General features: G+C 64.2%; 21 protein-coding genes. 5 read left to right on the top strand and 16 right to left on the bottom strand.

Going from position 1 to position 25,477, the window contains the following annotated elements:
• Together WG922_RS21795 and WG922_RS21790 are read left to right on the top strand one after the other, a co-directional pair.
• Positions 1–593 (top strand): mismatch-specific DNA-glycosylase (locus WG922_RS21795; protein WP_340285152.1); only part of this gene is annotated, 593 nt, incomplete at its 5' end.
• Positions 594–1,028: 435 nt separating this feature from the next.
• Positions 1,029–1,544 (top strand): potassium channel family protein, encoded by a 516-nt coding sequence (locus tag WG922_RS21790; RefSeq protein WP_340285151.1) that lies wholly within the window; start codon positions 1,029–1,031, stop codon positions 1,542–1,544.
• A 114-nt stretch (positions 1,545–1,658) separates the two neighbouring features.
• Here the strand turns inward: WG922_RS21790 and WG922_RS21785 are convergent, their stop codons facing one another.
• The 4 genes from WG922_RS21785 to WG922_RS21770 all read right to left on the bottom strand — a co-directional run bounded on the left by WG922_RS21785 (position 1,659) and on the right by WG922_RS21770 (position 6,576).
• Positions 1,659–2,285: a copper resistance protein B gene (locus tag WG922_RS21785; protein WP_340285150.1), complete on the bottom strand. Its 627-nt coding sequence runs from the start codon at positions 2,283–2,285 to the stop codon at positions 1,659–1,661.
• A gap of 305 nt (positions 2,286–2,590) precedes the next feature.
• Complete coding sequence (locus tag WG922_RS21780) at positions 2,591–4,588, bottom strand: copper resistance system multicopper oxidase (RefSeq protein WP_340285149.1); 1,998 nt, start codon at positions 4,586–4,588, stop codon at positions 2,591–2,593.
• Positions 4,589–5,383: 795 nt separating this feature from the next.
• Positions 5,384–6,316, bottom strand: a complete 933-nt coding sequence (locus WG922_RS21775; protein ID WP_340285148.1) for a F510_1955 family glycosylhydrolase — start codon at positions 6,314–6,316, stop codon at positions 5,384–5,386.
• Positions 6,313–6,576 (bottom strand): DUF2933 domain-containing protein, encoded by a 264-nt coding sequence (locus WG922_RS21770; RefSeq protein ID WP_340285147.1) that lies wholly within the window; start codon positions 6,574–6,576, stop codon positions 6,313–6,315. The genes WG922_RS21775 and WG922_RS21770 overlap by 4 nt, the downstream gene beginning before the upstream one ends.
• A gap of 723 nt (positions 6,577–7,299) precedes the next feature.
• Here WG922_RS21770 and WG922_RS21765 point away from each other — a divergent pair.
• Positions 7,300–7,818 carry a hypothetical protein gene (locus WG922_RS21765; protein ID WP_340285146.1) on the top strand — a complete coding sequence of 173 codons (519 nt, stop codon included), beginning with the start codon at positions 7,300–7,302 and terminating at the stop codon, positions 7,816–7,818.
• Here WG922_RS21765 and dsbD read toward each other — a convergent pair.
• The 7 genes from dsbD to WG922_RS21730 form a co-directional block, all read right to left on the bottom strand.
• A complete protein-coding gene (gene dsbD, locus WG922_RS21760) occupies positions 7,808–9,724 on the bottom strand; it encodes a protein-disulfide reductase DsbD (protein ID WP_340285145.1) in 1,917 nt (638 codons plus the stop codon). The genes WG922_RS21765 and dsbD overlap by 11 nt on opposite strands.
• A 10-nt stretch (positions 9,725–9,734) precedes the next feature.
• Complete coding sequence (locus tag WG922_RS21755) at positions 9,735–11,198, bottom strand: multicopper oxidase family protein (protein WP_340285144.1); 1,464 nt, start codon at positions 11,196–11,198, stop codon at positions 9,735–9,737.
• A 164-nt stretch (positions 11,199–11,362) separates the two neighbouring features.
• Positions 11,363–12,010: an SCO family protein gene (locus WG922_RS21750; RefSeq protein WP_340285143.1), complete on the bottom strand. Its 648-nt coding sequence runs from the start codon at positions 12,008–12,010 to the stop codon at positions 11,363–11,365.
• A 44-nt stretch (positions 12,011–12,054) separates the two neighbouring features.
• The gene (locus WG922_RS21745) at positions 12,055–15,240 is read right to left on the bottom strand and encodes an efflux RND transporter permease subunit (protein WP_340285142.1); all 3,186 of its coding nucleotides are present in this window, start codon (positions 15,238–15,240) and stop codon (positions 12,055–12,057) included.
• Positions 15,240–16,937, bottom strand: coding sequence for an efflux RND transporter periplasmic adaptor subunit (locus tag WG922_RS21740; RefSeq protein ID WP_340285141.1), 1,698 nt, complete (start codon positions 16,935–16,937; stop codon positions 15,240–15,242). The genes WG922_RS21745 and WG922_RS21740 overlap by 1 nt, the downstream gene beginning before the upstream one ends.
• A 13-nt stretch (positions 16,938–16,950) precedes the next feature.
• Entirely contained in the window at positions 16,951–18,216 is a 1,266-nt protein-coding gene (locus tag WG922_RS21735) for a TolC family protein (RefSeq protein ID WP_340285140.1), read from the bottom strand.
• Between the two features lie 76 nt (positions 18,217–18,292).
• Positions 18,293–18,700 carry a hypothetical protein gene (locus tag WG922_RS21730; protein WP_340285139.1) on the bottom strand — a complete coding sequence of 136 codons (408 nt, stop codon included), beginning with the start codon at positions 18,698–18,700 and terminating at the stop codon, positions 18,293–18,295.
• 245 nt (positions 18,701–18,945) lie between these two features.
• On the opposite strand from WG922_RS21730, the gene WG922_RS21725 reads away from it, so the two are divergent.
• Positions 18,946–21,363 (top strand): heavy metal translocating P-type ATPase, encoded by a 2,418-nt coding sequence (locus tag WG922_RS21725; protein WP_340285138.1) that lies wholly within the window; start codon positions 18,946–18,948, stop codon positions 21,361–21,363.
• Between the two features lie 491 nt (positions 21,364–21,854).
• Here WG922_RS21725 and WG922_RS21720 read toward each other — a convergent pair whose 3' ends face one another.
• The 4 genes from WG922_RS21720 to WG922_RS21705 form a co-directional block, all read right to left on the bottom strand.
• Positions 21,855–23,201: a dihydrolipoyl dehydrogenase family protein gene (locus WG922_RS21720; RefSeq protein WP_340285136.1), complete on the bottom strand. Its 1,347-nt coding sequence runs from the start codon at positions 23,199–23,201 to the stop codon at positions 21,855–21,857.
• Between the two features lie 68 nt (positions 23,202–23,269).
• Positions 23,270–23,488 (bottom strand): GDCCVxC domain-containing (seleno)protein, encoded by a 219-nt coding sequence (locus WG922_RS21715; protein WP_340285135.1) that lies wholly within the window; start codon positions 23,486–23,488, stop codon positions 23,270–23,272.
• Position 23,489: 1 nt separating this feature from the next.
• The gene (merP, locus tag WG922_RS21710) at positions 23,490–23,774 is read right to left on the bottom strand and encodes a mercury resistance system periplasmic binding protein MerP (protein ID WP_340285134.1); all 285 of its coding nucleotides are present in this window, start codon (positions 23,772–23,774) and stop codon (positions 23,490–23,492) included.
• An 8-nt stretch (positions 23,775–23,782) separates the two neighbouring features.
• On the bottom strand, positions 23,783–24,154 hold the full coding sequence (locus WG922_RS21705) for a mercuric transporter MerT family protein (RefSeq protein ID WP_340285132.1): 372 nt from the start codon (positions 24,152–24,154) through the stop codon (positions 23,783–23,785).
• An 11-nt stretch (positions 24,155–24,165) separates the two neighbouring features.
• On the opposite strand from WG922_RS21705, the gene WG922_RS21700 reads away from it, so the two are divergent.
• Positions 24,166–24,609, top strand: a complete 444-nt coding sequence (locus WG922_RS21700; RefSeq protein WP_340285131.1) for a MerR family transcriptional regulator — start codon at positions 24,166–24,168, stop codon at positions 24,607–24,609.
• A 276-nt stretch (positions 24,610–24,885) separates the two neighbouring features.
• Here WG922_RS21700 and WG922_RS21695 read toward each other — a convergent pair whose 3' ends face one another.
• Positions 24,886–25,278, bottom strand: a complete 393-nt coding sequence (locus tag WG922_RS21695) for a hypothetical protein (protein ID WP_340285130.1) — start codon at positions 25,276–25,278, stop codon at positions 24,886–24,888.
• Between the last annotated feature and the right edge of the window lie 199 nt (positions 25,279–25,477).

Genomic DNA, 25,477 nt, shown 5'->3' with positions numbered 1-25,477 from the left:
AATCGCGAGCACGATGGCCGGCCGAGGCCAAAGGCGCAAGCATGCCTGACATTCTGGGGGTAGGACTGAAGGTGCTTTTCGTCGGCTTCAACCCCGGTCTGCGCTCAGGGCAAACGGGGCACCACTACGCGGGGCCGGGAAACCAGTTCTGGCGGCTGCTTGCGGCGGCCGGGTTAACACCGTGCTTGCTGGCTCCATCCGAGGATCACCGCATGGTCGATTACGGACTCGGATCGACCAACCTGGTGTCGCGCCCCACCGGTACTGCTGCGGAGCTGTCTCGCGGTGAGTTGCGCGCAGGACTGCCGCGCCTGCACGGCATCGTCCGGGAGTGCGCTGTCACGGTGGTGGCTTACACAGGAAAGGGCGTGTACCTGGCTGGCTCGGGCCGATCGCAAGCCGAGTGGGGCTTGCAGCACAACAACCTTTTCCCGCACTCGCTGGACTTCGTCCTGCCCTCGCCCAGCGGATTGGTGCGAATGCAGTTCGACGAAAAACTCGTTTGGTACAGGAAACTTAATGTGCTGCTGGAGGACCGGGCGTCCAACGCGAGCACGGATCACTGCCCGCTCCGGAGGGCGAAGGGAGGCTAATGCCCAAAACGGCTCTGCTTCTTGCTTGGCCTCCGCCCCGACCCACTGCGCCATCACCTGGGAGACTCCACAGCTCCAACCTTCTGGTGCTGGTGATCCGAACTTTTCCGGCAAGCAACCGCACAGTGGGCGGCGCTCAGCGGACCGGCGCTTTTTGTTGACTACAGACCATGGACTGGATAAGCACCCTGCTCGGCGCCGCGATCGTCGTCATCGGCTTGAACGATGTATTCCACACCCTCTTTCACCCAAGCGGTAGTGGGCGATTCAGCACGCACGTCCTGAATGCCCTGTGGCTCCTTTCGCGACGGGTGCAGGGCCGGCCTGGCCAGATGGTGGGCCCAGTTGGAATCGTGCTGGTCATCGCTCTCTGGACATTATTTCAGGCGCTTGGCTGGGCCCTTTTTGTATCTTCCCGCCGTCCCCGGCGGCTTCATGTACTCGCCCGGCATTGCACCGGGCCGCTACAGTGATTTTGCCGAAGCGCTGTACGTGTCGCTCGTTACTCTCGCCACACTGGGGTACGGAGACGTCGTCGCAACTGCTCCCGCGCTTCGGCTGCTGTCGCCTCTGCAGGCGCTCACTGGCTTCGTGCTGTTCACGGCCTCCGTTTCTTGGCTCACTCAACTCTACCCAGCGCTTGCGAGGCGCCGCACACTTGCACTGCGCACATCACTTCTGCGAAGCAGTGGCGGCCTCGAAGCACTTATAGAGACAGGCAATCCCAGCGTCGCCGCGGTTTTGCAGGAGCTCGCCGCGCAGCTGGCACAGGTGCGGGTCGACCTCGGCCAGAATGCCGAGAGCTACTACTTCGTTGAAAGCACCGAGACCACGAGCTTGCCGCTTGCGCTGGAGTATCTCCAGCAACTCAGTCGGCGCGCGGCGGAGTCGAGCGACGCGAGTATTGCTGCTTCAGGCGCCATTCTCGAGCGTTCGATGCAGGACTTCTAGACCTTCTTGCGCCAGCAGTTCTTGCCGCGTGCTGGTGAAGCTTCGGAGGAAATCATCGTCGCTGCGCTGGCGGACTTCGGGCGCGTCAGTCGCGACTAAACCCGGGCGTTAACTTCAAAACCAAAAACGGACCCCAGCAACAATCTGGCGTTCGCTCACAGGTGCACCCTCCGCCCGTACAAAGTCAGCCGTACGGCCCAGGCTCCGCGTCCAAACGACGCCGACGTAGGGCGCAAACTCACGGCGAAATTCGTGCCGCAGGCGCAGGCCGAAGCTAACGTCCGACAGGCCGGAACCGACGCCGCGCTCCCGATCTGACTTGCCGTGAAGGTTAGCCTCCACCTCTGGAGTAAGAAACGTCCTCTGAGTGATTGGGACCTCGTATTCAGCCGATAACCGCAGGGCCGTCCGACCTCCGGTGCCGAGGTATGCCGTGGCCTCAATATCAAACAGGTACGGGGCAATGCCTTGCACGCCTACAGCGAGCCAATTTCGCTTTGGGCCATGGCCGAAGTCCCTGCGCAAGCCTACCTGCGCATCCCAGAAGGCCTCAACGGGTCGCGACCATAAAAGCTCGATTCGCCCTTCCTCGATCTGCCCGCCGCGACGCTCGCCCTCAGATTTAAAAAATAGGCGGTTGTAATCGCGACCAACCCACGCCTGGACGTCCCACGCCAACCCGCCACCTTCATCGGAGTGTGTGTACTCAAGCTGATCGATCAGCACTTGGTGGAAGATCATGTTGTCCGACACGGGCATGGAGGTCGGCCCGGACGTAACCTCAGGCGGCCGAGGGATCCTCGGAACTTCTCTCCGCGCGGGTACCGGCGCCGCCGGCGTCGACAGCGGGGTACGCAGGGGCGTAGGACTGGCGTCTCTGTCAGGTTGAATAACGGGTGCTGCCGCAGGCGCTTGAGCCGGGGTGGCCTGAACCGGCGGCGGGTGGGCACCGTGGCCCTGGTGCTGACCCCAACCCGGAACCCCAAAGGTCAGGAGAGCGCAGGAACCCAGGACCCTGCCGAACTTAAAAGGCTCAAACGAGTTCCTCATTGGACCACCACCTTCCTGAACATGCCGGCTTCCATGTGGTACAGCTGGTGGCAGTGGAAGGCCCACTGGCCCGGAACATCAGCCGTAGACAGGAACGTGATGTACTTTCCAGGATGCACGTTCACCGTGTGTTTGCGCACCAGAAACTTCCTGTCAACTGTCTCAACTTCGCTCCACATCCCGTGGACGTGAATGGGATGACTCATCATTGTGTCGTTAATGAGGACGAATCTGACACGTTCACCTAGTGCCACATGTATCGGGTCCGATTCGGAGTACTTCTTCCCATCGAAGCCCCAGATGAAGCGGCCCATGTTGCCGGTGAGCCTCAGCACAATGTCGCGGGTAGGCGGCCTCGGATCGATCGCACCGCCTAACGTGCGCAAGTCGGAGTAGACGAGCACGCGGCGGCCATTTCCCCGCAGGCGCGGACCAGGGTCGTGGATCACCGGTCCTGGCGACATGGCTCGGCTTTCTACAGCCGGTCCGGTGTCAAGTCCGGCTCCGCTGTAGGCGCTGCTGAAATCTGCCCCTTGAACTTGCGGGCTCGTGTGACCACCGTGATCGACGGGTGGACTGGGAGGGAGTGCGTGGGCCGCGTGTGGATCGGACGCTTCCGCGGCTTTGCCTGACGAAGACGGCACGTGCTCGGCGTGAGGATCGCTGGCTGAGGTGTTCCCGTGGCCTTGGCCGCTGGCAGGGGCTGAGGCTGAGCCGCTCGATGCGCCAGGTTGCGGCGCCGCCACCGTAACTGCAGGCATGGTCGTCATTCCCCCGCCATGCCCTCCGCCATGTGCCTCGCCCATTCCCATGTCTTCCATTGCGAGCCAGGTAGGCGGATCGAGCGGTGGCACGGGGGCTGTCATACCAGCGCGAGGCGCGAGTGTTGCGCGTGCGTACCCCATGCGGTCAATGCCTTGGGCGAAGAAGGTGTACGCACGGTCGGCTTGAGGGGTGACGATCACATCGTATGTTTCGGCAGGCGCAATTCGGAACTCTTCGACAGTGACCGGGTGCACCGGCTGACCGTCAGCGGAAACGACGGTCAGGTTCAATCCAGGTACTCGCACGTCAAAGGTCATCGAAGCCCCCGCATTGATGACTCTCAGGCGCAGCCGCTCCCCTGCTCTGGCGGGCACGATGTAATTCGCTGCCGGGGGCAGCCCGTTGACGAGATAGGTATACGTTGGTGCACTGACGTCGGCGAGATCGGTAGGGTTCATGCGCATCTGCAGCCAGTGCCTCCTGCGGTCCCACGCACCCGAAAATCCCATTGAGGCGATGTCCCGCAGGAAATCGATCGCTGTAGGCACTTGGTCGTTGTAATAGTCGCTCATTGCCTTGAGCTTCTCGAAGATGCGCTCAGGCTCTTCGTCTGTCCAGTCGGAGAGCACGAGGACGTGGTCGCTGTCCGCCTGCACCGGGTCTGCGCCGATGGGATCAATCACAATCGATCCGTACAGACCGGACTGCTCCTGAAAGGCGCTGTGGCTGTGATACCAATACGTGCCACTCTGCTGCACAGGGAACTGGTACACGAAGGTCTCTCCCGGAGCAATTCCGTTGAAACTTAGGCCGGGGACGCCATCCATGTGGGCGGGAACAATCAACCCGTGCCAGTGAATCGAGCTCACCACAGGCAAGGTATTAGTGACTCTCAGAGTCACCGTGCTGCCCTCCTTCCAGCGAAGCAGCGGTGCTGGCAGTGAGTCGTTCACCGTGGTTGCAACCCGGGCCTTGCCTGTGATGTTTACTGGTGTTGCGCCTATCCGAAGGTCGAACTCGGTTCCGCTAAGCACCTGAGGAGCCCCAGCCCGCGCCAGGTGCTGCCCCGCAGCCATGACCGGCAGTGCGGACGCAGCCGACGCAGCCAATCCCTGGACAAAGGTGCGACGCGAAAGCTTCGCCAGCGCCAAGCGCTCCGATCTATGAAATCCATCCATCGGGTCAGCCTCCATCAACCTGCGCGGCGCCAGCGGGGCCTGCAGGAACATTCAGACGCACTTGCACATTGCGGGCCAGGCTCGTGTTGGTTAGAAGCAGCCCCGCATCCAGAGCAGCGCCGTTTCTTCGATAGCGTGCACCCGCACAACCAGCAGCGCGGCTGCTGAAGCGCCAAGCGGCGTGGCGCGTGACGAACGTTTTGAACCCGTGACATGTTGAAGTACGTTCCTATGGTGGTGCCCGCGCAGGCGTTCCGCCGAGTAATGCAGCGCTCTGACCATTTTTGTCTATCGGCCATGCAGCCCCGGCGTTTGACACGAAGCATCACAAAACGATTTGCCGCGCAGCCCCCCAGCACGGCCCGACTGGCGTTGCATCATGCTCTGAAAAAACGCCCTTTCTCCGCCGCGGACCTTTGCCCTGCTGGCTCAAAAAGGCATGGTCCGGCTGCGCCGCAATGAACACGCGCACCACGCGGGCGAGGGCTGTCTCGGGGCCAGCGCGCATGTCTTTCGGCTGGGCGGTTAGCCACCTGGCGTCACACAGACCACCGCAGCAGCTCGCGAGGCCAGACCCGCGCACTCGGGCTCCGATGGGGGGCCAGTGCCTTTCACGCGAATGGCCGGACGAATACCGATCAGCGGTGGACCGCTGACGTTCGTTCCCAGTACACCAGCTGTGTTCTCCGGGAAGAGGAAAACCTCTTCCCCCTTCGGCGCGCGTCAGCAGGTCCAGCCGCCCATCATGGTGAGATGCATTCCGGCCATGCCGGCAACCGCGAGCAGAGAGACTGCGCCGATTGCCGCCAGCACGCCAACGGCTACTTTCGAAATCGTGCTCATGCCTCAGTCCTTCTTTCGAGAAACAGCCGTGGCGGCAGCAGCGTCACCCTCGTTCGCGATGCGAGTCCAGGTCCCGCCCCCGTCTGCGCTGACGAACACGCTCTTCTTGAAGGTAGCAACCGCCATCTCTTGCGAGCGCGCGGGGTTCTGGGCGATGTAGCTCACCGCGTCTTCGCCCATCGCAGGGAGAACGACCCGGCGCGGCTTACTTCCGTCCCGCAGGGGCAGCGCAGTAAGCGTCGGCCGACCTTCGAAGCCGCTCCACCAGAGCTCTTTGCCGTCCAGCGTGAACGCGGCGGCCAGCGCGCGCTGGCCGGCTATAAGAGGCTCGAAGCTCGCACCCGCATCCTTGGACAGGTAAAGCCCCTGGTCGGTCGCTGCGGCCACTGTGGAAGCGTCAGTGGGATGCACCGCCAGCGCGAGCGGTCGTCCACCGAGTCCCCTCGCCTCGGCGCGCTCCCACTTGAGACCGTCGTTCATCGTGAAGTAGATGCCTGCCGTACGCATGCGCGAGTTGGGCTGCGGATTGACCACGTAGACGGCGTTGGTGCCGTGGCTGGCGGCCATCGTGTGGAAGTCGGACTCTCCTTCCAAACCCAGCTGCTTCCAGCTTGTTCCACCATCCGTGCTCTTGATGAGCCCGAAAGGATTCTTCAACCCTGAACCCGGCGCAGGGTGCCCCGAGCTATAGAGCGCGCTCCTGGTACCGGCAAAACCCATGTAGTCATGTTCCGGCCCCGACGCTTTGCTCCACTGCCCCGAACTGAAGACGGCCAAGCCGTGATGGCTGGGCACCATCAGCTTGGAGCCGTCCGCGCTGTAGGTCAGCCCGTGCACGTGGGTGAGCGACAGACTGGCCGCCGCGCTGACGCTCCACCAAGCCATCGGCGCCACGGCGACCGCGAGCGCTACTGCGTGGAAGATCTTGCGCTTCATTTGGACTCCTTCGCGAGTTGGACCGGCTCAGCTGCCGGTGGCGTTGCGCTTTCGGACTTGGCCGCGCACTGGCTCTCCTTCGAACCGGAATGCATCATTTTCATCATCACGAGCATCGAAACCGGACACAACAGCGCGGCCAACACGGGAAGGCTGGCGACGATCCCGATCCGCGCCTCCTCGAACGTGAGGTACGCAAACCCGGCCGCTGCGGCCATCACCGCTGCCACCGACAGCATCACTTTCAGGTTGCACTTCATCTATAGCTCCAATTTCTACTGGTACCGCGCGCACGATTCGAGCTCGCGCTGCTTCGGCAAACAAAGAGGGGAAGAAAAGGGGGAGGCGGGCCGTACAGCTGAAACGCTGCCGGCGCGGCTCAGGCCGAAATAGCTCGAGGCGGCCTGTCCGGGCCGCCGGTCAGGAACACAGCGGCGGAGGCACCGGGTGCGACGACAACTCCCGCAGACGCGCCAAGGCAAAGCGAGTCCGACAGGAAAGGCAGCAAGGCCATGGCAGTACAGCCGGCACTCGCAAGAGTGCCGCAGTCCTGCATTGCGGAGTACTGCTGGTGAGCGTGGCTGGTCACATGGACCACGCCTGCAGCCTCAGGCTGGCTAAGGTGCTGCACCTGCTGCTCGCCGGAACACGCAAACACATCAGCCCAAGCGCCCTGGACCGACAGCCCGGCCAGCAGCAGGGATAGCAATGCAATGCGAAGCAGACGAGCCATGTTGCTGGGTTGGACGACGCGACGCCGAGAAAGTTCGATTCTTCATCATGCTTCCCTTCTGTCGTGCCGGGCCGGGCAAGATCCCACGGCAATGGCGGCAAAGCTCTGACGCCGGGCTCGGGCACTGCAGTTAAGGTGTGGCTGCCGGCGGGTCGCCTCGGGTTCGATGCTCCGGCCCCCGACCTGGGCGGAGCAGGCCACGTCCGTGCGGTGAACCCCCGCGCGAGCCGCTGAGTTGATGGAGTACCCTGTGACAGACGCTTCGCGCACCGCTAAGCCCGCACGCCAGGCGCTCGGGACAAGGAATGGAGTCACGTACTGGCCCGAGTTCAACATCGCGCTGTTCGCCCTGCTGCTGAACTGGCCGTGGGAGTTCATGCAAGTTCCCTTGTATGAAGGCATGCCTGGCGCCCAGCACTGGCAAGGCATCAAAGTCTGCACCCAGGCGACCTTCGGAGACGCGGTCATCATGCTCGCGGCTTACTCGGTCGTAGCCGTGCGGTCTGGACGCTACTGGCTCCTGCAGCCCACTGCTATGCGGCTCCTGGCCTTTGTCGCACTGGGGCTGGCAGTGACTGCTGTCATTGAAACCCTGGCGCTGTCTGGCACGTGGTTCGTTCGATGGACGTACTCGGATGAGATGCCCCGAGTACCAGTTCTCGGCATCGGACTCGCACCCTTTTTGCAATGGATCGTCATTCCGCTTCTTGTGATCTGGTTCTCCAGGCGGCAAATCGGCGCCGCGTTCCATCCGACTATTAAAGACTGATCCGCTGCAGGCTGGCGAGGAACTGCTCCGGGTTCTGGAAGCCGATCACGCGCGTTGGCGTCACGCGCCCCTGCTCGTCGAAGAAAATAATTCCGGGCGGCCCGAATAAGGAAAACCGACGCAGCAACTCTCGGTGCGCGCCGGTGTTGGCCGTCACGTCCGCACGAATGAGGACAAAACCGTTCAGGTGCGCCCGGACACTCGGATCGCTGAACGTGAAACGGTCCATTTCGAGGCAGGACACGCACCACTCGGCCCAGAAGTCGAGCATCACCGGGCGGCCACGCGCGGCGCCGACCTGTTCATCCAGTTCGGCGACAGTGGTTACCGGAATGAACGCAAGCTCCCGCAGGCCCGCACCGGGCGCCGGCACTGCCCCAACGCGGAGGGCCGACAGAGGCTGCAGGATGTCCCGGCTGCCGGAAAGCGCACCCAGCATCAGCGCCACGCCGGTGACGAGAGCCAGCAAGCCTACGCCTTTGAAAAGGCGCCAGTGTCCTGGGGCGCTCGGCGGCAGCGAGTCCACCGCGCGTAAGTAGACGGCTGAAATCACAAGCAGTGCCGCCCAGAGCAGGTGCTGAACCGACACGGGCACAACGGGTGTGAGCACGTATATGGCGACAGCCAGCATGAGGATGCCGGAGATGCGCTTGATCGCACCCATCCACGCTCCGGCCTTGGGCAGTAGCGTGCCGGCACTGGCCGCCACCAGCAGCAGCGGGACGCCCATACCGACCGCCATCGAAAAAAGCGCTGTGCCACCCAGCACCACATCCCGGGTCTGCGCAATGTAGAGCAGCGCGCCCGCCAGGGGGGCCGCCACGCAGGGGCCCATAATGACGGCCGACAGGGCTCCCATGGCGAACACGCCCGCGATCCGGCCGCCCCGAAGCCGGTTCCCGGCCACAGCGAGCCGCGTCTGCAACCACCCGGGTATCTGCAAATCGTACAGCCCGAACATCGACAGTGCCAGCAGCACGAACGTGGCGGCGAAGAACCCGAGCACCCACGGGTTCTGCAGATAGGCGGACACCAGCGTGCCCGCCAACCCCGCCATCACCCCGGCGGCGGCATAGGCCAAGGCCATTCCAAGTACATAGGCGCAGGACAACACAAGCGCATGGCCGCGGCCGGTCGGCTGCCCGCTCCCCATGACGATTCCGGAAAGAATCGGAACCATCGGCAGCATGCACGGCGTGAACGCCAGCAGCAGTCCGAATCCAAAGAAGGCCGCCAGCAGCCCCCAGGTGTTGGCATTCGAGAAGATCTCGCGCACTTGCCTATCGTCCAGGTTCAAAGACCACCGGGGCGGGGCGGCTGGCGCGAGTGCAGCTGGAGAGGCAGTCGCATGGGCCGCCGGCAGCATGATGGTGACCGACTTCTCGATCGGGGGATAACACACCCCCGTGGGCTCGTTGCAGCCCTGGTAGCTGGCTTGCAACTGGAGCCTCTGCTCCCCGGCCGCGGATCGGGTCAGTGCGAGGACGGCATCGACACGGTTCTGGAACACCTCCACCGTGCCAAACGTGGGATCGGCCTTGGGCTTGCCTGCTGGAAGCGTTACGCCGGCCAGTTGAACGGCATCAGGGGCCACGACCTTGAAGCTGATGCGATCCTTGTACAGGTAGTAATTTGGCGCGGGCGTCAATGTGGCCACGACCGTCTCGGGGCCCTGCACCCGCACCTCCATCTGGAACGCGGCCTCGGGCTCCAGCAGCTCGGGCTCCGAGCCGCCGGGCAGCCAGCTGCGGATCGCCTGGAAGGTCGACGCTGCCGCGGGAACTCTCGACTGGGCGCCTGCGCCGAGCTGCTGCTGCGGCACCTCTGCGCGCACCAGTCCCGCTGCGAGCCCGAGAAGAAACATCAGAACCGCCCGGATGAATCGGTCCCTGACAATGGAATGCAAGGGCGCCACCTCAGGCCTTGACGAGGTAGTTGCGCATAAGCCCCGAATCCTCGTGCTCCAGCATGTGACAGTGGTACAGGAACAGGCCGGGATAGTCTTCGAAGCCCACCAGCACCCGCACCCGCTCACCGGGCATGACAAGCACCGTGTCTTTCCAGCCTTCGTCCATGAGGCCGGGCTGGACCGTCCGGTAGGCCGCGGCAAAGCGGTCGGCGATCTCGCGTCCGATCACCCGGAATTGCAGGCCGTGGATGTGCATCGAGTGCGCCATGACCATCCCCATCATGGAATTGCGGCCTTCGTTTCGAAACTCCCACACCTCGTGCGTTCCCAACTTCACGGTCTCCTGCGCTGTGGCCTGGAGCATCTCGAACGGCCGGCCGTTGATCCCCCAGACCATCATGCCCATGGTGAGGTCGAAGACCTTCGGATGCTCGGCATTGATTGCCACGGAAGCCTGCACGGGGGGCAGCTCCGCCAGTCGGTCCGGCAGCCGCGCCGACTCCACAGGCCCCGAGCCCACGATCCGAAACTGCAGGACCGGGAATTGCGATCCGTCGGGCAATGGGCCGCCCCCCATCGTCATGCCCCCCTCGAACGGGAGACTTTGCAGCGAAGGACTCTCGCCCTCTTTCCAGCTCGCGAAGTCCGTCCAGATGTCTGCTCGCTCCGCTGGGCCGAGCACAACGAACTTGCGGTGCGCAGGTGCGGCGAGAAGCCCCCCATCGGTACCGATGACGGTCAGGGGAGAGCCGTCGTTCCAGGCCAGCTTGTAGGTGCGGGTGTTCGAGCCATTGAGCAGTCGCAGCCGGCAAGCCCGCCGGTCAACGTCCAGAGCCTGAACCTGCCTTCCGTTGACGAGGATTCGGTCACCCAGCACGCCCATCATGCTGGCCATCATCGACCCCATCCCACGTCCGCCCCCTCGCCGGCTCATCATGCCGGTCCCCATCCCGTTGCCGGCCGCCGGATAAACGAGCTGGTTGTCATCGTCGAACGTCCGGTCCTGGATCACGAGCGGCATGTCCTGATCGCCACGAGGCAGCCGCAGCGCGGCTTCTTCCTCGTCGGATACGAGCAGCAAGCCTGCCAGCCCGTGGTAGACCTGATGACCGGTGCGCCCGTGTGGATGCGCGTGGTACCAGTACGTCCCCGCCCGGTTGAGGACGTGAAAGGCATACACATAGCGCTGGCCAGGGCCAATGGCATGGCGCGGATGACCATCCATGTCATCCGGCACATGAAGCCCATGCCAATGGATGATGGTCGGCTCGGGCAGTTCGTTGATCAGCTCGATTCGTACGCGCTGCCCACGCCGCAGGCGGATCACCGGGCCGAGATAGCTGTCGGAGGGCTGCAAGCACCCAGCCTCCCCCTTGAGGAGCTTCCCATGGTAGCGCCACACCTCGGTCGGGCGTCCCGGGCGGACCGCCACCTGGTCCCGAGCCGCTCGAAGCTCGATGTGGACGTCCACATCGGGATCCCTGTCGGCCCCACCAGCCAGCGCGGGTCGCACCAGTGTCAGCGCCACTACTGCCGATCCCGCCTGCCGCAAGACGCGCCGCCTATCGTCCCTCATGACCTGACTCCTTCGCAACACCAAATTCGAGCCTGAATGACCGCGAGTTCTCAAAACCATCATTCCCGCAGCAGCCGATTCAGGTCCGCCGCTATTTCGACCACCGTGCGGCCGCTCGTGATCAGCAGCGTGAGCTTCCCCTTGCGATCGAAGACATACACTGCGCGGGTGTGGTCGACCATGTACGGCGCAGCGTCTTCATGCCGATGTGAGTCGCCATCCGGTGCAGGCGCCGGCCGTCGAGCTGCGTAGAACGCCTTGAACTCGTCGGCGAGCGCCTGTGTCGTTTGCTCATCGGCGCGTAAGCCGAGAAAGCTCGGGTGGAACCCCGTGACGTACCTGGCAAGCACCTCGGGCGTGTCTCGCACCGGATCCACCGTCACGAACAGTCCCTGCACCTCGTCGGCCGATCCACCAAGCCGGTTCAGGGCTTGCGCCATGTCGGCCATGGTGGAAGGGCATATATCCGGGCACTGCGTAAACCCGAAGAACATCATCACGACCTTGCCCTTGAAGTCGCGCAGACTTCGCGCTTGGCCTGCGTGGTCGGTCATCCGAAAGTCGCGTCCCCAGTCGACCGCGCGGATATCTACCGCGTGGTATCCGGCGGCAGGCGTGCCACGCGGCTCGCCGCATGCGGCGAGAAGCAAGGCGAGCGCGATCGCCGTGCCGGTTCTGGTGATGAAGCGAGGGCGCGGCAAATTCATCATGGGACTGGTTTCGGCAGGAACATGGGAACGATCCCTGTCGCTCAGGTAGGGGCCGTCTGGGGACCGATGCTTGGCACGGCACCTTCATCGACTCTTGCCCTGGCGCGGGGCCGTGGCCTTCGCATCAACAGATAGGCTGCTGGAACGACGAACATCGACAGCAGTGGTGCTGTGATCATTCCGCCGACCATCGGAGCGGCGATGCGCTGCATCACCTCCGAGCCCGTGCCGCTGCCCCACATGATCGGAAACAGGCCTCCGAGGATGACGGCCACCGTCATGGCCTTGGGGCGCACGCGCAGCACGGCTCCTTCGCGGATGGCCTCGAGCAGGCTGCGTTCGTCATCGGTGCCCGCGTCCAGGCGCTCCTGCCAGGCCTGCTTCAGGTACAGCAGCATGATCACGCCGAACTCGGCGGCCACTCCTGCCAGTGCGATGAAGCCGACGGCGCCGGCGACCGACAGGTTGTAGCCCAGCAGGTACAGGAGCCAGATCCCACCCACCAGCGCGAAGGGGAGCGTCGCCATGATCAGCAGGGCCTCGCTGAAGCTCTTGAAGGTGAGATAGAGCAGCACGAAGATGATCAGGAGCGTGAACGGCACGGCAACCTTCAGCTTGGCGGTGGCACGTTCGAGAAATTCGAACTGTCCAGACCACGAGATGGAGTAGCCGGGCTGCAGCTTGACCTGGTCCGCCACGGCCTTTTGCATGTCCAGCACGGCCGAGCGCAGGTCGCGATCTCGAATGTCCACGTAGACCCAGCCGGACAGGCGCGCGTTTTCGCTGCGCAGCATCGGTGGTCCGTCCGCGACCCGGACTTCGGCCACGTCGCCGAGTAGCACGCGTTGACCGGTCGGCGTCACGACAGGGAGCGTCCGCAGTTTCTGAACGGAATCGCGTGTTTCCCTCGGATAGCGGATGTTGATCGGAAACCGTTGCAGACCCTCGATCGTTTCTCCGACGTTCTCCCCACCAATCGCCGAGCTAACCACGGACTGCACGTCCGCGACGTTGAGACCAAAGCGGGACGCCGCATCGCGCCGTATGTTCACGTCGATGTAACGGCCACCAGTCAGCCGCTCGGCCAGCGCGCTGGTCACCCCGGGCACGTCCTTGAGCACGCGTTCGATTTCGGCCGTCGTGCGGTCGATTGCTGCCAGGTCCGGTCCGGCCACCTTCACGCCCACGGCGCTCTTGATCCCGGTTGCCAGCATGTCGATGCGGTTGCGAATCGGCGGCACCCAGATGTTCGCCAGGCCCGGCACGCGCACAGTCCGGTCCAACTCCTCGATCAGCTTGTCCGTGGTCATGCCGGGCCGCCACTGGTCGCGGGGCTTGAACTGGATGGTGGTCTCGAACATTTCGAGCGGCGCCGGATCAGTCGCCGTTTCGGCCCGGCCCGCCTTGCCATAGACGCTCGCTACTTCCGGAATGGTTTTGATCAGACGGTCCGTCTGCTGGAGCAACTCACCGGCCTTGGCTGCGGACAAGCCAGGCAAGGCCGTGGGCATGTACAGCAAGTCGCCTTCGTCCAGGCGCGGCATGAACTCGCTGCCGATGTGCCGCAGCGGCCAAATGCTCGTAGCCAAGATCATGAGCGCGACAAGTAGCGTCAGACGGGGAGCCTTGAGGACCGCGTTCAGCAGCGGCTGGTAGGCGGCAATCAATGCCCGGTTCAGAGGGTTGGAGCTTTCTGCCGGTATGCGCCCCCGAATTAGGTAACCCATCAGCACCGGAATGACGGTCACCGACAGGCCGGCTGCAGCGGCCATGGCATAGGTTTTCGTGAACGCCAGCGGCGAGAACAAGCGCCCCTCCTGCGCCTCCAGTGTGAACACCGGGATGAAGGACAAGGTGATGATCAGCAAGGAGAAGAACAGCGCCGGCCCCACTTCGGCGGCGGAGTTGCCGATTACGCGCCAGCGCGCCTCACCTTCCAGCGATTTCCCGGGATGCTCGTGATTCCACTGCTCGAGGTGCTTGTGCGCGTTCTCGATCATCACCACGGCGGCATCCACCATCGCACCGATCGCGATGGCGATCCCGCCCAGGGACATGATGTTGGCGTTCACCCCCTGGTAGTACATGACGGTGAAGGCAGCCAGGATGCCCAAAGGCAGCGAGACGATGGCCACCAGCGCCGAACGCATGTGGAACAGGAAGATGAAGCAAACCAGCGCTACGACGAGGAATTCCTCCAGCAGCTTAAAGCTGAGGTTATCCACTGCGCGTTCGATCAGGCCGGAACGGTCGTAGACCGGCACGATCTCCACCCCTTCGGGCAGGCTGCCACGCAGGGAGGCAAGCTTCGCCTTCACGGCGGCAATGGTTTCCAGGGCGTTCTTGCCGGACCGCATGACGATGATGCCGCCAGGCGCCTCACCCTCTCCATCAAGCTCGCCGATGCCTCGGCGCATCTCCGGGCCGAGCTGCACGCGCGAGACGTCGCCCAACCTGACGGAAACACCGCCCGGCGTCGTGGTGAGCGGAATCTGGCGAAAGTCGTCGAGCGACTGCAGATAGCCCGATGCCCGGACCATGTACTCCGCCTCGCCCAATTCCAGAACCGAGCCCCCGGTTTCCTGGTTTGACCTTTGCAGAGCCTCCACCACCTTCGTGTGTGGAATGGAGTAGGCGGCGAGCTTGTCCGGATCCAGCACGATCTGGTACTGGCGAACCATGCCGCCGATCGAGGCCACCTCCGCCACGTTGGGAACTGTCTTGAGTTCGAACTTGAGGAACCAGTCCTGCAGGGCTCTCAGCTGTCCGATGTCGTGCTTGCCCGCGCGGTCGACCAGCGCGTACTGATAAATCCAGCCGACGCCCGTCGCATCCGGCCCCAGGGATGCCGTGGCCTGCGCTGGCAGCCTCGCCTGCACCTGGTTCAGGTACTCCAGCACCCGGGAGCGGGCCCAGTAGAGGTCCGTGCCGTCCTCGAACAGCACATACACGAACGAGTCGCCGAAGAAGGAGTACCCCCGCACCGTCTTGGCGCCGGGCACGGACATCATCGTGGTCGTCAGGGGATAGGTGATCTGGTTTTCGACGATCTGCGGCGCCTGCCCCGGGTAGGTGGTGCGGATGATCACCTGCACATCCGACAGGTCGGGCAACGCGTCCAACGGAGTCTTGGCCACGGCGAACAAGCCCCATGCAGCCAGGAACAAGGTGGCCAGCAAGACCAGGAAGCGATTCTGGATGGACCAGCGGATAACGCCTGCGATCATCAGTTGCCTCGCTGGGTCGCTCGCGGAGCCGTGGTGTCACCAGCCGTAGACGCTGCGGCCTTCTTCAGCATCGTCAGGCTGGTCACCTGCGGTGGCCCTTCCTTTTCCATGTAGAACTCGAACGCCACGGGGTCACCCACTTTCAAGCCGGGCGGGCGCTTGTCGCGAGGAGGCAACTTGAACTCCATCGTCATCGACCCCCACTTCAGCTCTGCGATCGGGCCATGCGCCAGCGTGACGGTGTCCTGGCTCAACTCTTCGATCGTCGCTTGAGACCGGTACGTCTGCTGCGCAGCAGCGGCGTTCGAAACGGCTTCGGTCGGCTCGTTCAGCCGGGCTTCCACGCCCTTGAGGCTGGCCTCGGAGTCGATGAGGAACTGCGCGGAGACCACCACCCGCTGGCCGGGCTGCAGGCCCCGCAGCACCTCTGTCTGGTTGCCCGACTCGAGGCCGGCCTGGACCTCCACCGGCCTGAACTTCCCGCTCTCCTCCGCAACGATGGCGACAGTGCGCTTGCCGGTGTAGATGAGCGCTTCACTCGGCACGAGCACGGCCTTTTCCCGGCGCGGATCCGAGAACTTCATGGACACGAACATGCCGGGAACCAGCTGCCCCCGCGGGTTCGGCAACTCCACGCGTGCCCTGATCGTGCGCGTGGCCGCGTCCACGCTGGGCAGCAACGTCTGCACCCGGCCTTCGAAATTCGAGCCCGGTGCAGCCGGGGTCTGAGCGACCACGCGCGTGCCGGGCCGCACCAACGCGGCCTGGCTCTCCGGCACCTCGGCGTTCGCCCACACGGAGCCGAAGCCGTTGATCCTGAACAGGGTGGTGCCCGCCATGACGGCCATGCCTTCACGCAGACCGATTTCTGTCACCAGGCCGCTGATCGGAGCAGTCACCGCAATCCGCGCGTCCGGGCGGCCCGTCTCATCGACCCGGCGAATCTGCTCCTCGCTCATTCCCGCCTGGCGCATCCTCGCGCGGGCGCCGTCCAGCAGCCCGGCGAGATCTGTCCCTTGCATCCGGCGCACCGCGAGGAACTCCTCCTGGACGGCCACCCAGTCGGGGACGTACAGCTCCGCCAGCTTCTGCCCCTTGGCGACGCGGTCGAGTGTGGCTCGGACGTAAAGTCGCTCGACGAAGCCTGCAGCGCGGGACTGGACCACCGCCTGGTCGCGTTCGTTGAAAGCGATGCTCCCGACGGCGGTCACCTCCGCCGCGGCGATGCCTTCGGTGACTTGGGCGATGCGGATGCCCAGGTTCTGCTGGATGCGCGAGCTCACCGTCACCTTGCCCTGGTCCGTGTCCCCATCGGCGTAGACCGGCACCAGCATCATGTCCATGAAAGGGGATTTGCCGGGCTTGTCGAACTTGTTCCCCGGCACCATCGGGTCGTGGTAGTACAGGACCTTGCGGCCGGTGCCGGGGTCCACGTCCCCGGCCTTGATTCCCGCCGCAACGTGGCGGCGGGTGGCTTCCTCGCCTTCGGCGATCGTCTGGGGGACTGCTTGCGGTGCAGGGCTCTGGGTGGGCGGCCCGGCAGCCTGTCGTGCCGCCTGAGACAGCTCGGCGGGTGGCGCTTGCGGCGGGGCCGACTGGGCGGCTCCCTCGCGTTTGCCCAGCCAGTAAAGGCCGTAGCCACCGGCGCCCAGCGCGACGGCAATTGCTGCCGTGAAGATGAAGTGCTTGCTGTTCATGCAGACGTGTCCTTCAGCGCGAAGCCAGGGTCGGGTCGGGAGCGAGGTATCGAAGCTGGGCCCAAACCCGGGAGGCATCCGCTTCCAGCGAGAGGATTTGCATATGGGCATCCAGCTCGTCGCGGCGGGCGCCCAGCACGGCTTCCAGGCTGCCCCGGCCCGCGCGGTACGTCGCGAGGGCGGCTTCGGTGCGATTGCGCGTTTGCGGCAGCAGGTCGCTCGTGAGCCTTTCGATGCGGAGCCTGCCGTTCGTCCACTCGTTGAGCCACTGGCGCGCGACGGCCTCCTCTGCCCTGAGGGCCTCTTCGTACGCGGCCTCGGCCTGGCGCAGCAGCGCCTGCTTGGCCGCAATCTCCCGGTTCTGCCGATTTGCCCGGTCAAGCTGGAGCGGGATGGATACGCCGACCGAGACCATGTCCGAATAACGCGAGCCGCGCTGGCTGTACATGAGCTCCACGCTCCAGTCGGCACGGGTGTTGGCCTGCGCCTGGCGAACTTCGGTCTGGGCGGCCTGCACTTGCGCATCGAGCAGGCGCAGGCGGGGGTGGCCTCGCCATTGCTCCGCCGAAAGAACCTGTTCGACCACGGCGTCGCGCCAGTCGAGCACCGGCGTCGCTGCGGCTCGGGCAGCAGCCTCAGGACCGATCCAGCGGGCCAGCGAAACGTTCGCGTTCTGGCGCAGGCGCTCGGCGCGGCGCACCTTGTCCCGCAGGTCGACGATGGCGGCTCGTGCCGTGAATACGTCCGCCTGATTGCCGCGCCCCGACCGGAACGCGACCTCCGCCCCCTGCACCTGCAACTGGGCTTCATCCAGCTGTGCCCGAAGCAGATCCAGCGTCTGGTCGGTATACCCGCGTTCGATCCACGCCAAAGCCGTTTCCCGCTGGATGTCCGAAACGGACATCAGCCGCTCGGCCTGAATGCGTGCGCCTTCCCGCAGGACGCGCTCGGCGTTGAGGTGGCGCTTGTCGGCGCGCGTGAACTCCTGCATCACCCCTATGCGACGCATCGTCATGAAGTCCCTGGAGAGGCTGAACCGCTCCGAGCCGCTGAGGGGCAGGTTGTCAACCCCGGCTCGCAGCACGGGGTCGGGCAGTTGGGCGGCGGCGACCGCCATCTCGCGCGTAGCCTCGGCAGCGGCATCGTGCGCCGCAAGCATCTGCGAGCGCGAAAGGGCGATCTGCTGCGCCTCGTGCAGGCTGAGTTGCTGTGCCCCAGCATGACCCGCCACCATCAAGGCGAGCGCAGCTGCGCCGAAGACGCGAAAAAACAAAAACATGAGAGACCTCCGGAGACCAAAAGGACGCCGGGCAGAGCCAAAGGGCCCGTGCACGGCAGCTAGGGTCGCCAGGAGATCAGGTTCGCAGGCAGCAGTGCCGAAGGGCGATGGAAGGCGCCGAGGATCGCCGCAAAAGATTTGGCTGAGGCCCGCTCCGCTCAAGTCGCTCTGCGGGAGCCAGCTGGACCGTCAAAGCATCAGACAACTCCCGCACATCCTGAGGCGCGGTTGGCTGGTAGCTGTCTGCCGCCTGCGAGCCCGACTGGCAGTGGGCGTGGCACAGCTCGCGGTCCTGCGCTTCGCTCGCGCTCATCGTGACCGTGCAGTCAGCGGCAGCGGCAGTGGCAGTGGCAGTGGCAGCTGAAGCATCGACCGAGGTCGTGGCTTGCTGGCAGAAATAGCCAGCGAGCACGCCCTGGGCGAACAGCAGCATGCACAGCGAGATGATCACTGTGACGATGCGGAATCGGCGGCCGGGCTTCATGGCGGGCGCGATTGTAGGGGATCCCAGGTTGGGCATCGCCGAGGCGGGAGCAACCACTGGCGTAGGTCGGGTTCCGGAACTTGCGTCGCGCAGCACCAGTAGACACTGCGTTGTGGCAAGGTCTAGTCTCGCGCCCCACCCACGCAACCCTACAAACTGTGGTGATGCCGAAAGAGCTTGACCTTACCATCGTGGGAAGGTTGACGCTGTGCGACGGAATCCATTGTGGAGTTGAGAGAAGTGCCATGGAAACAACTTTGCTTGCCACACCTGAATCGGACACGATCGTCGACTGGACCCTCCCGATCGAAGGGATGACCTGTGCCTCGTGCGTGGCTCGGGTCGAGAAATCACTCTCAGCCGTTCCCGGCGTCGAAGAAGTCGCCGTGAACCTCGCGACGGAGGTTGCGACCGTCCGCGCCGAGCGCAGCGTCCCCGTCGAGACGCTGCGCTCGGCTGTCGAGCGTGCCGGCTACACGGTCACGGAAGAGGCCTACAGCCTCGGCATCGAGGGAATGACGTGCGCGTCGTGCGTGTCCCGCGTCGAAAAGGCATTGAAGAAGGTTCCTGGCGTGCTCTCCGCCGAAGTCAACCTGGCCACAGAGAGGGCCGACCTGAAGCTGGCCCCCGGAGCTGACCGCACGGCACTTGCCGCGGCTGTGGAGAAGGCGGGCTACACGACGCGCTCCCAACTGGCGCCAGGAGAGGATGTCCGGGTGCCGCACGGGTCTGTGAACGATTGGTGGCCAGTCGCTGTGTCCGCCCTGCTCTCGCTGCCTCTGGTGATTCCCATGGGCGGTGGGCTGTTCGGTCTGGATTGGGCTCTGCCTGCCTGGTGGCAGCTCATCCTGGCTACGCCGGTCCAGTTCTGGCTGGGTGCTCGCTTCTACCGCTCCGCATGGAAGGCCATCAAAGCTCGGGCCGGCAACATGGACCTGCTTGTCGCCATCGGTACCAGCGCCGCCTACGGGCTGAGCCTCTACCTGATGTACCGGGGCGGCGCCCATGCGGAGCAGCACCTGTACTTCGAAGCGTCGGCCATCATCATCACGCTGGTGCTACTCGGAAAGTGGCTTGAGACCCGGGCCAAGCGGCAGACCACCGAGGCGATTCGCGCCCTCAACGCGCTGCGGCCGGAGACTGCGCGCGTGCGCAGGAACGGGCAGGAGCAGGAGGTTCCCGCAAGCCAGGTGGCCAAGGGAGATCTGGTCGTCGTCCGACCGGGTGAACGGATGCCGGTCGATGGCATCGTCGTGGAGGGCGCCAGCCAGGTGGATGAGTCGCTGATCACCGGGGAGAGCCTGCCCGTCGCCAAATACGAAGGCGACAAGGTGACTGGCGGCTCTGTGAACGCAGAGGGGCTGCTCGTGGTTCGCACCACAGCAGTGGGCACCGAATCCACGCTGGCACGGATCGTACGACTGGTGGAGTCGGCGCAGGCGAAAAAGGCCCCGATCCAGCGGCTCGTGGACAAGGTCAGCGAGGTCTTCGTCCCCATCGTGATCGTCATCGCACTGGTTACCGTGGGTGGGTGGGGGCTTGCTACTGGCAACTGGGAAGCAGCGATCCTGAACGCAGTCGCCGTGCTCGTGATCGCATGCCCCTGCGCACTTGGCCTCGCCACGCCCACCGCAATCATGGCCGGAACGGGCGTCGCCGCCCGGCATGGCATCCTGATCAAGGATGCGGAGGCCTTGGAGGTAGCCCACAAGGTACGAGCCGTGGCCTTCGACAAGACCGGCACCCTCACCGAGGGCAGGCCTGAGCTTGTCGCAGCCGAGGCCTTGGAGGGGGACCGTGCTGGCTTCCTGACGGCTGCCGCCGCTATCCAGCGCGGCAGCGAACACCCGCTCGCGCGGGCGGTCGTCGATGCGGCTGCGCGGGAGGGCGTCCCCAAAGCCGGAGCTTCTCAGGTACGTGCCGCAGCAGGTCGCGGAATGGCTGCGCTCGTGGAAGGGCGCGAGCTCAGGCTGGGAAGTGGCCGCTGGATGCAGGAGCTCGGCGTGGACCTCGCTCCCATGGCGCAACGGGCCCGTGAACTCGAGTCGGCCGGCAAGACCGTGTCCTGGCTTGCAGACGTCACCGACGGACCGACCCTCCAGGGCATGCTGGCGTTCGGGGACACGGTCAAGGCGACCGCAGCGCTCGCTATTTGCAGCCTGCATGCGCAAGGTGTCACGTCCGTGCTGGTGACGGGCGACAACCGCGGCAGTGCGCAGGCTGTTGCGGGAGAACTCGGCATCGATGAAATCAGGGCGGAAGTTCTGCCCGAAGACAAGGCGCGGATCATCGGCGAGCTGAAACAGGACGGAAGGACCGTAGCGATGGTGGGTGATGGCATCAACGATGCTCCCGCCCTGGCCGCCGCCGACGTGGGCATCGCGATGGCGACGGGCACTGAAGTGGCGATGCATGCGGCAGGTGTGACCCTCATGCGCGGCAACCCCGCGTTGGTCGCAGATGCGATCGACATCTCGCGGCGCACCTACAGCAAGATTCGCCAGAACCTCTTTTGGGCGTTCATCTACAACGTTGTGGGGATTCCGCTCGCCGCATTCGGCTTTCTCAGTCCCATGCTCGCTGGTGCGGCAATGGCCTTCAGCAGCGTGAGCGTGGTGACTAACGCACTGACCCTGCGGCGCTGGAAGGGAACGAACACGTGAGGAACACGACCGGGTCGCGGTACCTGTGGCTGGCCGGGGTCGCCGCGCTCCTGGCGCTGGCAGCCGCCCGGCGTTTCCTGCTCCGCGGCAACACACAAAGCGAGCCAGTCTCGCCTCCTGCGTACTCGTCCCGTGACCTAATGAGCGAAGATGTAGCGCCGGACGGCACAGCTCTCGAGCGGTATGCCGGGTAGAGACCGCCAGCAGTGAGCAGATCTTGCCCTCCCGCTTGTTCCGCCCCAGCTCCGTTTCCTAACGAACCCCTGCAGTCCTCCGTATGACGGCATTATGGGGAAGTTACCCCCTATATGAATCAACGACTTACCGGCATGCTGCTTGAGGGCGAAGCCTCGGCGCAAATGCCCATGGTGTCGGGCGCAGCCCATTTTTTAGCCTTTATTACCGCCCAAGGGGCCAGCCCCAGGAGCCCGGCGGCGCTGGTACCACCCGCTCACGCCCGACAAGGTGGCCGCCCGCCGGTCGGCCGCCGCTCAGAGCATGTAGCCGATGTCAGAGGCGCCAGTCGGGTAGGCGAACATGGTCTGCTTGAGCGCTGCGGCTGTCAGTCCGTGCCGAATGGCCAAGGCGAAGATGTTGATGACGTCGTCCACGTGCGGCCCGACCAGGTGGGCGCCCAGCACCAAGTCAGTCGACTCGTCCACGAGCACCTTGAAGCCGTAAACCGGCTCTGCGGCCTGCCGCGAGGTGAACCACGTGTTCGCCTGCCTGCTCTGGACTCGAAACTTGAGCCCTCGGACGCGGGCCTGTTCTTCGGATAGTCCAACCGCTGCGATGGGCGGCACGGTGAAGGCGACGCTGGGGACGCCGCGGTAGTCCGGCCGGCGACTGTTGCCCTTGAGGAGATTGGCGGCCACCACGTGCGCGTCATGACTCGAGACCGGCGTGAGAGGCGGTCCGACTTGGGCGGCGTCACCGGCGGCGTACACCGAGGAGTTGGAGACGCTCTGCAGAAACTCGTTCAGTTTGAGGCGCCTACCCTCTACTTCCACGCCGGCGGCCTCCAGATTCAATCGCGAAAATTCGGGCTTCCTGCCCGCCGCGTGCACGACCAAGTCCGCATCGACACTCTGCCTTTTCCCATCGCGCGAAGCCTGCACCCGGTATCCGCCGGCAAGCTTGTCGATGCCTTCCACGGTCGTTCCGGTCTGTACATCAATGCCCAGGGACTTGAATTTGTCCATCAACCAGCCCACGAGGTCTTTGTCGAAGGCGGTGAGCATGTGGCTGGCGTGCTGGAGCACCGTCACCTTCGCACCTGCCAGTGCCGCGATGTGGGCGAATTCGGCTGCAATGTAGCCGCCACCAACGAAGACGATGCGTGCGGGCAAGGTGTCCAGGGTCAAGAACCCCTCGTTCGTCATCAGGTGCTCTTCGCCAGGAATGCCCAGCTTGACCGGCTCCGCGCCGGTGGCGAGCAGTACGTAGCGAGCTTCTAGGGCCTCCCCGTTCACCTCGAGCGTCTGCCGCCCCGTGAATCTTGCTTCACCGTGGAACGTGTCAATTCCCTTTGCCTGGTAGTTGTGCTCCTGCAGCTCGGGCACCGGGTCCGTAAACGTCCGCTTGAAGGCCATCAGCTCCGACCATTCAATGCGAACGTCCCCGGCGACGCCCTTGCCCCGCATGCGGTTTACGTGGTCGACCGCGCTGGTTCCCGCAATGAGCATCTTCTTGGGGTCGCAGCCCCTCAAGGCGCAGGTGCCACCGAAAGGCCGGAAGTCGACGACTGCGACGGACCAGCCCTGCGAGCGCACACGCGAGGCTGCAGTCATGGCGGCGGTGCCTGCTCCAACAACTACCAGGTCGTATTGGCGAGCCATAGGGCGTTACCTCAAGGAAGTTGAGGCTGCCAGTGACCCGTGGCCAAGGACAGCGAAGTTCGACTAGGTCAGGCAGCGCAGCACGACCCCGGCCCTGCCTGGAGGGGCGGACATTTCTGAGTCCCATACGAGCAGAACACGCAGCAGTCCCCTGCAAGCGGGCGCAGGACCGTCTTGCAGTTCTCGCACTCGTAGAACCACTGGCAGGCATCGGTCGGCATGGTCTCGGCCTTCACGTGGCCGCATTCAGGGCAAGTGAGAGTCGACTCTAGGACAACAGCCGCCACGTCACTGCACCTGCTTCAGGGTCGAAGGGTAGCCGGCGTCCGCTGTCGCCTTCGTGAGGGCTTCGGGCTTGGTCTTCGCCGGGTCAAACGAGACCACCGCCAGCTTCGTCTTGAAGTCGACCTTGGCGGTCTCGACGCCGGGCACCTTTTCCAGGGCCTTGCGGACGGTGATGGGGCAAGTCGCACAGTCCATGTTGCTGACAGCAAGCGTTGCGCTGTGTCCGCCAGCGGCGTGGGCACCAACGGCAAGGGTGAGCGTCGCGAGAAGAGTGAACAAAGATTTCATTGGAGAACTCAGTAGAACAGCGGTGCGTAAAGGGGGCTGGACATCAGGCCGACGGCTAAAACGGAGACGACCCAGAAAATCGCTTTCTGCCGCTTGCGCGTGGCCGGGATTGCACAGGCATCTCCAGGTGCGCATCTAGCGGGCTGAACGTATAGGCGATAGAAGGCGAAGCCCAGGAAGGCAAGCGTGGCGGCGATGAAGTACGGCTGGTAGCGCTCCAGTGCCACCAGGCGCGAGCCTAAACCACCTCCAATCCCGAGCAGCACGAGCACCAGTGGCCCGGCGCAACAGGCCGAGGCGCCCACTGCTGCAGCGGCGCCTGCCAGCAGGGAGACGCCGGTGCTCCACGGTCGAGCATTAGTTGGTTTGTCTTCGTCCATTGGAGTAGTCTATGTACGTACCTGAGTACGGAGTCAAGTCCATCATGGAGTCAATGACAATTGGGCAGCTCGCTGCTGCCGCCGGGGTGAACGTCGAGACAGTGCGCTACTACCAACGCCGCGAGTTGCTGGCTGTCCCCAAGCGGGAGGTCGGCAGTATCGGTCGGTACCCAGAGAGCTCCCTCACCCGGCTGCGCTTCATTAAGCGTGCGCAGGCCCTCGGTTTTTCGCTGGAGGACGTCCAAGCCCTTCTCTCGCTGGACGATGGCCAAGCCTGCCCATCCGCCCGGCTCCTGGGGGAGCGCAAGCTGGCGGATGTCCGAGAGCGAATCCAAACCTTGCGCGCGCTCGAGAAGGCGCTTCAAGGGCTAGTGGCCAGCTGCTCAACCAGTCGTCGAAGGGTGAGCTGTCCACTGATAGACGCCTTGATGCGCGCCGACGAGACCCCCGCCTGAGGAGTCAGATTACAGTCTGATTTCACCCGCTCCGATAGCTCGTCAGCCGTCTCTTTGCGCTCGCTGTTGGAGCGGCCTGGAGCGAGGTCGCGTTCCTCTTGGTCAACCTGCGCGCCGGCCGCAGGGGTGTTGGCAGGGTACTGGCCTGCATCGGCCAGCGCGCACTCTTCACGGCGGCCAACGTCGTGCGCCAACCCGGCGACAGCGTTCGGCGTATGTTCACCGAGAGCTTTGCCACGGCCGAAGAAGCATTGGCTTAGCATTCGGGCCTAAAACCTAAAAAGATGGGGCGCTCATGCTGCCAATCTTGCCGGACACGGCTTGGCTGGAATTTAGAGGGGCATCAGCAAAGAAGGGGCAAAACAAGACTAGCGCATCAAGAATTTCCGCCACACGCATCGGACGTTCCGCGCGGCGCATGATGTTCAGGGCATCCCTCCTATACGCGCCTTTGGGGAAGAACTCCCTCTTTGGACGCGGCTCGATGGTGTGTTCGCGGTCCCAGTGTTCGTCCATGCCTTGAAGGTCAATGACGCGGGCGAGGGACTCGAGGAGTTGCTGCTGCGCGAGGATGTCCGGATGCGGAGCCTGGCGGCGGATGAGCCTCTTCAGATGGCCGCGCGCATGCGCGTGCTGGCGAAGTAGTGTGCGGTGGACCTGGATTCCCATGGCTGTACGAGGTTGTGAGCCACGTACAGCGAACCGGGTTTATGACGTTACGACGGGGACCTTCCAGTGACTCAGGACCCCTTGGCCGCCCGGCAGCCTTTCGATGATGTTGCGCTTTGCATGCCGGTTCAACGCCATGGTGACGCTGGAGGCAAAGTCGTTCTCGTCGTCCTTGGTGAGGAAGGCCAGCTGTTTCTCT

The sequence above is a fragment of the Ramlibacter sp. AN1015 genome (genome assembly GCF_037726105.1).
Lineage (GTDB): Bacteria > Pseudomonadota > Gammaproteobacteria > Burkholderiales > Burkholderiaceae_C > Ramlibacter.
This window is presented reverse-complemented; position numbering and strand designations above follow the sequence as displayed.